Annotated in this window: 11 protein-coding genes; 5 read left to right on the top strand and 6 right to left on the bottom strand. The window is 72.2% G+C overall.

Annotated features, from left to right (window positions below):
• Nucleotides 1–141: 141 nt before the first annotated feature.
• The 3 genes from tpx to Q1K33_RS19705 all read right to left on the bottom strand — a co-directional run bounded on the left by tpx (nucleotide 142) and on the right by Q1K33_RS19705 (nucleotide 2,663).
• Complete coding sequence (gene tpx, locus Q1K33_RS19695; protein WP_300406466.1) at nucleotides 142–633, bottom strand: thiol peroxidase; 492 nt, start codon at nucleotides 631–633, stop codon at nucleotides 142–144.
• Nucleotides 634–694: 61 nt separating this feature from the next.
• Nucleotides 695–1,564 carry an oxidoreductase gene (locus Q1K33_RS19700; RefSeq protein ID WP_300406468.1) on the bottom strand — a complete coding sequence of 290 codons (870 nt, stop codon included), beginning with the start codon at nucleotides 1,562–1,564 and terminating at the stop codon, nucleotides 695–697.
• 118 nt (nucleotides 1,565–1,682) lie between these two features.
• Nucleotides 1,683–2,663, bottom strand: a complete 981-nt coding sequence (locus Q1K33_RS19705; RefSeq protein ID WP_300406470.1) for a hypothetical protein — start codon at nucleotides 2,661–2,663, stop codon at nucleotides 1,683–1,685.
• A gap of 235 nt (nucleotides 2,664–2,898) precedes the next feature.
• On the opposite strand from Q1K33_RS19705, the gene egtB reads away from it, so the two are divergent.
• Both egtB and egtD read left to right on the top strand, forming a co-directional pair.
• Nucleotides 2,899–4,266: an ergothioneine biosynthesis protein EgtB gene (gene egtB / locus Q1K33_RS19710; protein WP_300406472.1), complete on the top strand. Its 1,368-nt coding sequence runs from the start codon at nucleotides 2,899–2,901 to the stop codon at nucleotides 4,264–4,266.
• Nucleotides 4,263–5,240, top strand: coding sequence for an L-histidine N(alpha)-methyltransferase (gene egtD / locus Q1K33_RS19715; protein ID WP_300406474.1), 978 nt, complete (start codon nucleotides 4,263–4,265; stop codon nucleotides 5,238–5,240). The genes egtB and egtD overlap by 4 nt, the downstream gene beginning before the upstream one ends.
• A 53-nt stretch (nucleotides 5,241–5,293) precedes the next feature.
• On the opposite strand, the gene Q1K33_RS19720 is transcribed toward egtD, so the two are convergent.
• Nucleotides 5,294–6,598 carry a cysteine desulfurase-like protein gene (locus Q1K33_RS19720; protein ID WP_300406476.1) on the bottom strand — a complete coding sequence of 435 codons (1,305 nt, stop codon included), beginning with the start codon at nucleotides 6,596–6,598 and terminating at the stop codon, nucleotides 5,294–5,296.
• 62 nt (nucleotides 6,599–6,660) lie between these two features.
• Here Q1K33_RS19720 and ppgK point away from each other — a divergent pair, with 62 nt between their 5' ends.
• Nucleotides 6,661–7,428, top strand: coding sequence for a polyphosphate--glucose phosphotransferase (gene ppgK, locus Q1K33_RS19725; RefSeq protein ID WP_300406477.1), 768 nt, complete (start codon nucleotides 6,661–6,663; stop codon nucleotides 7,426–7,428).
• Between the two features lie 31 nt (nucleotides 7,429–7,459).
• Here the strand turns inward: ppgK and Q1K33_RS19730 are convergent, their stop codons facing one another.
• Nucleotides 7,460–8,194 carry a hypothetical protein gene (locus tag Q1K33_RS19730; protein WP_300406479.1) on the bottom strand — a complete coding sequence of 245 codons (735 nt, stop codon included), beginning with the start codon at nucleotides 8,192–8,194 and terminating at the stop codon, nucleotides 7,460–7,462.
• A gap of 132 nt (nucleotides 8,195–8,326) precedes the next feature.
• Here Q1K33_RS19730 and Q1K33_RS19735 point away from each other — a divergent pair, with 132 nt between their 5' ends.
• Nucleotides 8,327–10,114: an O-antigen ligase family protein gene (locus Q1K33_RS19735; protein ID WP_300406481.1), complete on the top strand. Its 1,788-nt coding sequence runs from the start codon at nucleotides 8,327–8,329 to the stop codon at nucleotides 10,112–10,114.
• On the opposite strand, the gene Q1K33_RS19740 is transcribed toward Q1K33_RS19735, so the two are convergent.
• A complete protein-coding gene (locus Q1K33_RS19740; RefSeq protein ID WP_300406483.1) occupies nucleotides 10,086–10,358 on the bottom strand; it encodes a PKD domain-containing protein in 273 nt (90 codons plus the stop codon). The genes Q1K33_RS19735 and Q1K33_RS19740 overlap by 29 nt on opposite strands.
• On the opposite strand from Q1K33_RS19740, the gene Q1K33_RS19745 reads away from it, so the two are divergent.
• Nucleotides 10,348–10,608, top strand: a 261-nt coding sequence (locus Q1K33_RS19745) for a hypothetical protein (RefSeq protein WP_300406485.1), incomplete at its 3' end; no start/stop codon positions are given. The two genes, Q1K33_RS19740 and Q1K33_RS19745, sit on opposite strands and share 11 nt — an antisense overlap.

Below are 10,608 nucleotides of genomic sequence, written 5' to 3' on the forward strand. Positions count from 1 at the left end.
GCAGGCGATCCTTGACGGCGGGAGCAGGTCGGCTACGCGCGCGGCCCCACCACCGGAACCACCGGCAGCACCCCGAAGGGAGCAGGTCGGCTACGCGCGCGGCCCCACCACCGCCACCACAGGGGCCGGCCCCGAGGAAGGTCAGCCGAGCGCGGCGACCGCAGCGTCGTAGTCGGGCTCCTGAGCGATCTCGGGGACGAGCTCGGTGTGGAGCACCGAGCCGTCGGCGTCGACGACGACGACCGAGCGAGCCAGCAGGCCCTCGAACTTGCCGTCGACCATGGCCACGCCGTAGTCCTGGCCGAAGCTGGACTTGAAGCCCGAGGCGGCGGTGACGTTCTCGATGCCCTCGGCGCCGCAGAAGCGGGCCTGGGCGAAGGGCAGGTCGTTGGAGACACACACCACGACGGTGTTGTCGAGACCCGCGGCCAGCTCGTTGAACTTCTTCACGCTCGCCGCGCACACGCCGGTGTCGACACTCGGGAAGATGTTCAGCACGGTGCGGGTGCCCGCACCCAGCGTGACGTCGCTGAAGTCGGAGCCGGTGAGGCTGAAGGCGGGGGCGTCGGAGCCGACCGCGGGAAGGTCGCCGACGGTGGTGACGGGGTTGCCCCCGAGTGCAGTAGTGGCCATGGCTCATGTCTAGCAGCCGCGGGGGCACGCCGTCCGGCCGGTCCGCTGTGCGTCCGGTGGGTCACAGCCCCCAGGAGACCGCTGTGCGCTGCTCGGAGAGGTCCCACAGCCGCCGGGCCACGTCGGCGTCCCGGGCCTGCTTCGAGCGAGGGTTGGGGCCGGGCGCTCCGCGCAGGCCCTGGAAGCCGGTGGGCCCGATGTAGCTGTTGGGAGGCAGGTCGGCCACCACCGCGTGCACGGTGGGCCGCGCCCCGAACTCGGCACTGGTCGCAATCACCTTGTTGCCGACCCACATGAGCTTGTTCATCAGCGGGTTGGCGTGGTGGGTCTGCAGGTTGGTCGCCGAGTAGCCGGGGTGCGCCGCGTGCGCGGTCAGCGTCGAGCCCGCCTCGGCCAGGCGACGCTGCAGCTCGGCGGTGAAGAGGAGGTTGGCGAGCTTGGACTGCTGGTAGGCACGCGTCGGCTTGTAGGCGCCCTCGAGGTCCAGGTTGTCGAGGTCGACCTGCGGACCGTTGTGCAGGCCCGAGGAGACCGAGACGACCCGGTCGGTGACGTGCGGCAGCAGCAGATTGGTCAGCGCGAAGTGACCGAGGTGGTTGGTACCGATCTGGCGCTCGAAGCCGTCGACGGTGCGTCCCTCGGCGACCATCATGATCCCGGCGTTGTTCACCAGCGTCGTGATCGGCTCGTCCCAGGCGTCCGCGAAGGCATGCACCGAGGCGAGGTCGGCCAGGTCGAGCCGCCGTACGGCGGTCTCACCAGGGATCTGCGCCGCCGCGGCCTCGCCCTTCTCGACGTCTCGCACGGCCAGGACGACCTTGCCCCCGGCGCCGGCGAGCTTCTTGGCGGCCTCGAGACCGATGCCGGAGTTGGCTCCGGTCACCACGTAGGTCGAGCCGGTCAGGTCGGGCAGGCTGGGCGCGGCGGACATGTCGGGTCCTCTTCGTCGGGCACGGGCGAGTGTGATCGCGCGGTCGGTGTCGCCTCAGTCTTGCGGACCGCCGGTGACCATGCCCTCGGCAGACGTCCTCAGCTCAGCTCAGCTCAGCTCAGAGGGTGCTCGAGAACGCCTCGGTGCCCTTCGCCAGTCGCAGGCCCTTGATCACCGAGCTGGCCTTGGCGAACTTCAGCTCGCGCAGCAGGTCTCCCGTGCCGTTCGCCAGTGGCAGAGGTGCGACGGCGACCGTGGACAAGGTGCCCACGGCCTTGCCGGCGCGGTTCATGAAGCCCGAGCCGGAGTCGCCCGGGATGCCCGGGGTGAGGGTGTAGACCTGGTGGTTCCAGCCATCGTCGGAGGCCGCGTCCCCGAGCGCGACGCCGAGCTTGGGCGAGAGCAGCTCGAGGCCGGCCCGCAGGCTGGAGTTGCCGTAGCTGTAGACCCGGTCGCCGAGGCTGGTGCCGTTCTTGTCGATGCCGGTCGGTCCGCCGTAGAAGGGCACCGACGGGTTGACCTTGTCGACGTCGCGGGCGCGGACCTTGACCAGCGCGAAGTCGTTGTACTCGCAGGTCGGGCCGTCCGTCGTGCCGGCCTCGTTCATGGCGACCCAGGACGAGTACACGAGGGTGCCGCGGCCCAGCGCGGTGCCGCCGGTGATGACGCTGCCCCCGCTGACGAAGTCCACCCGGGTGCCGAGTGGCTGCGAGGAGACCTGGCACCCGTTGGTGTCGGTGGCCTCGCCCTTGCCGGCGCAGTGCGCGGCGTAGCCGACGAACACGTTGCCGACGGCATCGGTGAAGACGAAGTTCGCGGTGCACTGCGCCCCGGCGGTGTACATCATCACGCCGGGCGTGATCGTGGCCTGACCGGCGCCGGCCCACTCGGAGTGACGCGCCGAGCGCTTCTTCTTCTTCTTCTTCGCCTGGCGCTCCCGCGTCGAGGCCACGGTGGCCGTCGGAGCGGAGCCCACGACAGGGCCGGCGCCCGAGGCGGCCGCCTCGACAGGCGCCGTCGGTGCAAGGACACCGGCACCGGCCAGCGCCAGGCCGCTCATGGTGACGAGCAGGCGGCGTACGGCTGGGTGCGACTTCATCGGGCTCCCGATCGTGGAGGAAGGAGGTGTGCTGGCCCAACGACGGGGCGGGTGCGTGGGTTACGCCGCGGCGCGACAACGGTCGGTGACCTCGCTGGGACGGGGAACTTACGAACTGGTGACGTCCCACTACGGGGTGACGACGTTGTCGGTGCCATCGGTCATGGTGGAGGGGCACCACCGACCGGCGAACACCGTGACAGGCCACTCACCCCTCGAAAGGCAGGCCGAGCACATGACGGCGACAGCAGCGACAACGATGTGGGACGCCGAGTCCCTGGTAGACCGCTTCACCGAGGTTCGCGCCCACACCGAGTCGCTCGCGGCTCCGCTCTCCCCGGAGGACCAGACCGTCCAGTCGATGCCGGACGTGTCGCCCACCAAGTGGCACCGCGCCCACGTGACGTGGTTCTTCGAGACCTTCCTCCTCGCCGAGCACGAGCCCGACTTCGCGCCGTTCCAGGACAAGTACTGGTTCCTCTTCAACAGCTACTACGAGACCCTCGGCGCCCGCTACTCCCGCGCCGACCGTGGCTTCATCACCCGCCCCGGTGCCCACGACGTCGGCGTCTACCGTCGCCAGGTCGACGACCGGATGCGTGACCTGATCACCACCCTCGGCCGGACGGACCAGGGCACCCTCGACAAGCTGAGCGCCACGATCGAGCTGGGCTTCCACCACGAGCAGCAGCACCAGGAGCTGCTGCTCATGGACATCAAGCACGTGCTCTCGCGCAACCCCCTGCAGCCCGTCTACGCCGGCAGCCCGAGCGAGCGCTGCGAGCCCGACGATCTCGGCTGGGTCGACGTCGAGGGCGGGCTCGTCGAGGTGGGCCACGAGGGCGACGGCTTCAGCTTCGACAACGAGCTCCCCCGCCACCGTCAGTGGCTCGAGCCCTACCGGATCGCCGACCGGCTCGTCACCAACGGCGAGTGGCTCGACTTCATGGCCGACGGCGGCTACCGCCGCCACGACCTGTGGCTCTCCGACGGCTGGGCCAGGGTCAACGCGGAGCAGTGGCAGGCCCCCTTCTACTGGAGCGAGCACGACGGAGTGTGGCTCGAGCACACCCTCCACGGCACCTGGCCGGTCAATCCCGGGCTGCCCGTGAGTCACGTGAGCTTCTACGAGGCCGAGGCGTTCGCGACGTGGGCCGGCAAGCGCCTGCCCAGCGAGGCCGAGTGGGAGCACGCCGTCGTCAGCGACGGCCAGGGCGGGGCTGCACGCTCGGGCCCAGCTGGCGCGTCGGCGGTGGTCAACATGGCCGACACCACGACGTACCACCCGACGGCTGCAGCGCCCCACGACGACCGCACCCGACGCCTGCGACAGGTGTACGGCGACTGCTGGGAGTGGACGTCGTCGGCCTACCACCCCTACCCGGGGTTCCACCCGCCCGAGGGCGCGATCGGGGAGTACAACGGCAAGTTCATGTCCAACCAGATGGTGCTGCGCGGTGGGTGCGCGCTCACCCCGCCGGGCCATGCCCGAGCGACCTACCGCAACTTCTTCCCCCACGCGTCCCGCTGGGCCCTGTCGGGGGTCCGGCTCGCCGACGGTGGCGCCCCCCGCCCCGCCCACGCAGACCTGGAGAGCTCATGAGCAGCCCCGCACCCGTCGTCTCCGTGCTCCTCGACCCCGACTGGGCGGCCGGCACGCTGGTCGACGACGTACGTCGTGGTCTCGGCGCCAAGCCGCTGCGCCTGCCGCCCAAGTGGCTCTACGACGACGAGGGGTCGCGTCTCTTCGACCTGATCACGCGCCTGCCGGAGTACTACCCGACCGAGGCCGAGCGGGCGATCCTCGACCTGCACGGCGCCGACATCGCTGCGGCCTGCGACGCCACCACCGTCGTCGAGCTCGGCAGCGGCACCAGTGACAAGACCCGCGTCCTGCTCGACGCCTTCGACGCCGCCGGCCGACTGCGTCGCTTCGTGCCGGTCGACGTCTCCGAGGCGACCTTGCGCGCGGCGGCCGACATGCTCGACGAGCGCTACCCCGACGTCGCGATCGAGGCCGTGGTCGGTGACTTCACGTTGCACCTCGGCGACCTGCCCGGAGGCGACCGGCGCCTGGTGGCCTTCCTGGGCGGCACCATCGGCAACCTGTACGTCGAGGAGCGCGGCGCCTTCCTCGGCGCGCTCGCCGACTCGCTCGAGCCGGGCGACTGGCTGCTCATCGGCACCGACCTGGTCAAGAGCAGCGACCGGCTGATCGCGGCCTACAACGACTCCCAGGGCGTGACGTCCCGGTTCGTCACCAACTCCCTGGCCGTGCTCAACCGTGAGCTCGGCGCCGACTTCGACCTCGACGCCTACTCCTACGTGCCCTTCTGGGACGCCCACATGGAACGGATGGACCTGCGGCTGCGCTCCGAGGCGCCGCAGCGGGTCTCGATCCCCGGCGCCGACCTCGAGGTCGACCTCGCCAGCGGCGAGGAGATCCGGGTGGAGATCTCGACGAAGTTCCGACCCGAGGGGATCCGCGCCGAGCTGGGCGCCGCCGGCTTCGAGGTCACGCAGAGCTGGACCGACCCGGCCGACGACTTCGCGCTCACCCTGGCGCGGTTGCGCTGAGCCTGCCCGGGGCTCGTCCGGGACTGGGTCGGGTCCGGGTCAAGCAGACCGGGTCAGCAGGCCAGTCGCCCCAGGCCGACGATCAGCCGGTCCAGGTCCTCGTGGGTCGTGTACGGCGACAGCCCGACGCGCACACCGCCCGTGTCGCCCAGCCCGGCGTGCCGGGAGGCCTCCAGCGCGTAGAAGCTGCCGGCCGGGGCGATGACGCCGTGGTCGACCAGGTGCTCGTAGACCGCCCGCGGCTCGACCCCGTCGACGTGGAGCAGCAGCGTGGGCGTGCGTGACGCCGGGCTCCCGTGCACCCGGACGTGGCTGAGCCGGTCCAGCCCGATCAGCAGCCTCGACAGCAGGGCGTGCTCGTGGGCGGCGATCGCCCCCATGGCCGCGACCAGCCGCTGGCGGCGGGTCGCACCACTGGCGCCTCGGGGGTCGAAGGAGGCGATGAAGTCGACGGCGCTCGTCACTCCGGCCAGCTGCTCGTAGGGCAGCGTGCCGAGCTCGAAGCGCTCGGGGACCTCCTCGGTCGAGGGCAGCAGCTTGTCGGGGTGCAGGGTCTCGAGCAGCGCCGGGTCCGCCGCGAGCACCCCGAGGTGCGGGCCGAAGAACTTGTACGGCGAGCAGCTGATCAGGTCCGCGCCGAGGGCGACCCGGTCGACCGTGTCGTGGGCGGCCAGGTGCACGGCGTCGACGTGCACCAGCGCGCCCACCTCGTGGGCCGCCGCGGCGATCGCGGGGACGTCGGGGCGGGTGCCGAAGAGGTTCGACGCGGCGGTGACCGCGACCACGCGGGTGCGATCGCTGAGCACGCTCTCGACGTCGTGCAGCTCGGTGGTCTCCGGGTCGAAGTCGAGCCACCGCAGGGTGGCCCCGGTGCGCGCGGCCGCCGTGACCCACGGCCGGATGTTGGCATCGTGGTCGAGCCGGGTCACCACCACCTCGTCGCCCGGCCCCCAGGCGGCACTGAGGGAGCGAGCCAGATCGAAGGTGAGGGCCGTCATCGATCGGCCGAAGACGACGCCGCGGTGGTCGGTGCCGAGCAGGTCGCCCATCGCGGCGCGGGCCCCGGCCGTCGTGGCCTCGGCGAGCTGCTCGACCGGCGTCAGGGTGCCGCGCTGGCACATCCCCGAGGTCATCGCCGAGGCGATCGCGTCGGCGACCACCTGAGGCACGAGCGACCCTCCGGGCCCGTCGAGGCGGACCAGCCCGGCACTCGGACCGTCGAGCAGCGCGGGGAAGGCCGAGCGCAACCTCTCGACGTCCAGCGCTGGGGCCGCTCCTATGTCCTCGGCGGGGTCCGCTGTGGGGTCCGCTGTGGGGTCCGCTGTGGGGTCCATGGCGGGGTCCGGGGCTGCATCCATGCGGTCATGCTGCCAGGTCCCGGGCTCCTGACGGGACGTCCCCGACGTGATCTGATGGTGGTGTGAGCAGCGAGAGCCCGGACGACCACCCGATCGGCATCGACTTCGGCGGCAGCGGGATCAAGGCGGCCGCCGTGGACCTCGCGGCCGGCGACTTCGCCGGTGAGCGCACGCGGATCAAGACGCCCGACCCGGCCACCCCGGACGCGGTCGCCGCCGTATTCGTCGAGCTGCTCGCGTCCTTGCCCGAGGGCGGCGCCGGCGCGCCCGTCGGGGTGACCGTGCCCGGCATCGTGCGGCGCGGCGTCGTCGGGAGCGCGGCCAACATCGACCACGGCTGGATCGGCACCGACGCCGACGAGCTCTTCACGCGGGCCACGGGTCGGTCCGTCCGGGTGCTCAACGACGCCGACGCCGCGGGTCTGGCCGAGGTGCGCTTCGGCGCCGCTCGCGGCCAGACCGGCCTGGTCGTCGTGACCACCCTGGGCACCGGCATCGGCTCCGCGCTGGTCCACGACGGGGTGCTCGTGCCCAACTCCGAGCTGGGCCACCTGGAGATCGACGGCCACGTGGCAGAGAAGCGGGCCGCCAACAGCGTCCGTGAGTCCGAGGAGCTGTCCTGGGCGAAGTGGGCCAAGCGGCTCACGTCGTACTACCAGAGCGTGGAGCGGCTCTTCTCCCCCGACCTGATCGTCGTCGGGGGCGGCGTGAGCAAGCACGCGGCGTCGTTCCTGCCGATGGTCGAGCTGGACACCCCGATCATCCCGGCGCTGTTGCTCAACAAGGCGGGGATCATCGGCGCGGCGCTGTACGCCGCCGGCGAGTCCTGACGTCCGGCCGCGGTGCGCCGGACGGGCGTGGTCAGCCGGCTTGGATCCGATCGGACCGCAACCGCACGCTGGCCGACTTGAAGCCGGGCTTGGCGGCGGTGACCACGACCTTCACCCGCTTGCCGGCGTCGGAGGCCTGCACGCGGTACTTCTTGGCCGAGGACAGCTCCTTCTTGCCCTTGAGCCAGGTGTAGGTCAGCTCGACGTCCGCGACCGACCAGTCGCCCGCGGTGGCCTTCAGCCTCTTGCCGACCAGGGCCTTGCCCTTGAGCGCCGGCTTGGAGGTGGAGGCGATCTTGCCGCCCTTGACGGTGCCGGCCGTCTCGAGGACCGCCCCGCTGCGGTAGCCCTTCTTCTTCGCCGTCACCAGTGCGCTGAGGACCTGCCCCGCGTCGTCGGCCGTCGGGGAGTACGACGCCGCCTTGGCGCCCTTGATCTTCTTCGTGCCGGCGTACCAGCGGTAGGCGACCTTGACCTTGGCCGGCTTCCACGTGCCGCTGGAGACCGTGAGGGTGCGCCCGACACGCGTCCTGCCCGAGATCGCCGGTGACTTCCTGTTCGAGATCGTTGGCTTCCCAGCGACGCTGAGGCGACCGAACTCGGCCTGGTAGCTGCCTGCGAGCAGGTCCGCCACGGGGGGCTGCGGAGCCGTCCGGGCCGCGGCCGACGTCGCCGGACCTGCCCCGGCCAGTGCCACGAACGAGGCGATCAGCGCCACGACGAGGGCGGTGAAGGCGGCGGGCAGTGCAGCGCGGGGGTGGCGCATCGGGTCTCCTGTGGGGCGGACGACGGCACCCGTTCGCGGGCACGATCCACGACGCTAGTGCGAGACTCGACCCTTGTGGCGGCAACCCGAGCGAAATGGCCCAGACGGGCTATGCGGTCGGACCGTCCGGACATGCTGCCCGCACTCGGGCTCTGGCTCGCTGCTCTGGCTCCCCTGTGCTGGATCCCCGGCGGCTTCTCCCGCTTCGTCCTGGCCAAGCTGCTCGTCTCGGCGGTGGCCGTGGTGGCCGCTGCGCTGACCACGCCACGGGGAGCACTCCCCCGCGTCGTCGTGCTCGCCGGCATCGGCTGGGCGGCGGTCTTCACCCTGGCCGCCCTCGCCGGCGACACGCCGTACGCCTCGCTCGTCGGTCGCTGGCCCCGCTACGAGGGGCTCCCCGTGCTGGCGCTCTACGGCGCCACCTGCTGGGCGGGGGCCCGCGTCGTGGGCCGGGACGAGGCGGGGCGCCCTTCGCTGTCGTACGCCGTGGGGTCGCTCGCGCTGGCCCTCGCAGCCTTCTCCGTGCTCGACGTCCTCGACATCAGCCCGCTCGGGCCGAGCACCGAGCAACGCACCGGCTCGGTGCTCGGCAACGCCACGGACCAGGGTGCGGTCGCGATGCTGGCCGCCCTCGTGCTCGCCGGACCTGCCCTGCGCCCCGGGGGGCTCGGCAGCCGGGCGCGCTGGTACGAGGTCGCCGGACTGACGGCGGCCGTCACCACGGTCGCGATCTCCGGCTCACGCACCGCTCTCGGCCTGACGCTGCTCGGCCTCGTCGTCACCGTCGCGCTCCAGGTGCGGGACAACACCTCCGGACGGCGGGCGCCCGGCCCCGGCCCCGCCGGCGGGCGATCGTCGCTCGTTGCCCTGACGCGCGGGTCGGCCGCGCTCGTCGGCCTCGTGCTCCTCGCCCTCGCCGTCCCGAGCACGCGCGAGAGGCTGCTCGGTCTGGGCACCGCTGAGGGCCGGTTGCACCAGTGGCGGCTCACGCTCGACCTGGTGCTCGATCACCCGCTGCTGGGGATCGGCGCCAACCGGTACGTCGACGCCTTCCCCGCCTACGAGGACGCGGCGTTCGTGGACTTCACGGGCCCCCAACGACTGGCGGACTCGCCACACTCGGTGATCCTCCAGGTCCTGGTCGCCGGAGGGTTGCTGCTCCTCGTGGCCACCCTGGTGGGCGTCGTCGTGGTCGTCCGCCGGGCCCGCGAGGCGCTTCTCGATCATCCGCACCTCCGACCGGCGGCGTTGACGGTGGCGGCCTACCTGGCCCTGGCCTGCGTGAACTTCACGACTGCCGGACCGACGTGTCTCGCTGCGTTCCTGCTCGGCACCGTGCTCTCGGTGGGCCCCGAGGAACGCGAGCGCTTCCGGCTCCAGCTGCCCGTGGCTGTGGTGAGTGCAGCACTTGCGGTGGTCCTGGCCGCCGCGTGCCTCGGGGACCGCGCGTTGCAACGGGGCCTGGCCCTCGCGGACCAGCGGACGGTGGCGGGTGCCACGGACGAGTTCGACCGCACGATCAGGTGGCGCGCCTGGGACGTCGCCGTACGCCTGATCCCGGCCAGGGTCCTGGCCGAGCAGGCCGCGGCCGGCGACCCGGGTGCCGCCATCGGCGGCGAGGCCTTCGCCCGTGCCGCCTTGTCCCGGGTGCCGGGCAGCTACGAGGCGCTGGTGGCACTGGCGGTGTCGCTGTCGGCGCAGGGACGGCTCGACGAGGCCCGAGAAACCCTCGACCGAGCCGTGGCCGCGGCGCCGCAGCGGCCCGACGCCTACGTGCAGCGGGCGATCGCGCGGGCCGGGCTCGGCGAGGTCGACGATGCTCTCGTCGACCTGCGCCGAGCCCAGGAGATCAGCCCCGGATCAGCCGTCGTACGGCGGCTGATCCGTCAGGTCAGCGCTTCTTCGCCCGCTTCACCTTGATGACGACCGACTGCCGGTCGATCTTCTCGCCGTCGTAGGCGATGACGGTCACGCGGTAGCGACCGGCCTCGCCGTAGGTGTGGCGCAGGCGCTTCGTGTCCGTCACCTGCGCGGTGCCGTCGCCGAAGATGAACCGGTAGACCAGCGGGTCTCCGTCCAGGTCGTCGGCGCGCACCTTCGCGCGCAGCGACCGTCCGACGCGGTGTCCGCCCTGCTGGCCCTTGACCTTCACCTTGCGAACCACCGGCGCGCGGTTCTCCGCCGGGGGCGGCTCCGTCGGCGGTGTGGGGGTCGGGCTCGGGCTCGGGCTCGGTGTCGGGCTCGGTGTCGGGCTCGGGCTCGGGCTCGGCGACGGGGTCGGGCTCGGCGTCGGCGTCGGCGTCGGGCTCGGGCTCGGCGTCGGGCTAGGGGACGGGGACGGGGACGGGGTCGGACTGGGGCTCGGCGTCGGTGTCGGCGTCGGGCTCGGGCTCGGGCTCGGCGACGGCGACGGG

Source organism: Nocardioides sp., from assembly GCF_029937575.1.
Classification (GTDB): domain Bacteria; phylum Actinomycetota; class Actinomycetes; order Propionibacteriales; family Nocardioidaceae; genus Nocardioides.

Bases quoted from the DNA above. Each gene is read 5' to 3' on its own strand.
- egtD (WP_300406474.1), top strand. From the start codon at position 4,263: ATGAGCAGCCCCGCACCCGTCGTCTCCGTGCTCCTCGACCCCGACTGG.
- egtB (WP_300406472.1), top strand. From the start codon at position 2,899: ATGACGGCGACAGCAGCGACAACGATGTGGGACGCCGAGTCCCTGGTA.
- Q1K33_RS19700 (WP_300406468.1), bottom strand. From the start codon at position 1,564: ATGTCCGCCGCGCCCAGCCTGCCCGACCTGACCGGCTCGACCTACGTG.
- Q1K33_RS19730 (WP_300406479.1), bottom strand. From the start codon at position 8,194: ATGCGCCACCCCCGCGCTGCACTGCCCGCCGCCTTCACCGCCCTCGTC.
- Q1K33_RS19720 (WP_300406476.1), bottom strand. From the start codon at position 6,598: ATGGATGCAGCCCCGGACCCCGCCATGGACCCCACAGCGGACCCCACA.
- Q1K33_RS19735 (WP_300406481.1), top strand. From the start codon at position 8,327: ATGCTGCCCGCACTCGGGCTCTGGCTCGCTGCTCTGGCTCCCCTGTGC.
- Q1K33_RS19705 (WP_300406470.1), bottom strand. From the start codon at position 2,663: ATGAAGTCGCACCCAGCCGTACGCCGCCTGCTCGTCACCATGAGCGGC.
- tpx (WP_300406466.1), bottom strand. From the start codon at position 633: ATGGCCACTACTGCACTCGGGGGCAACCCCGTCACCACCGTCGGCGAC.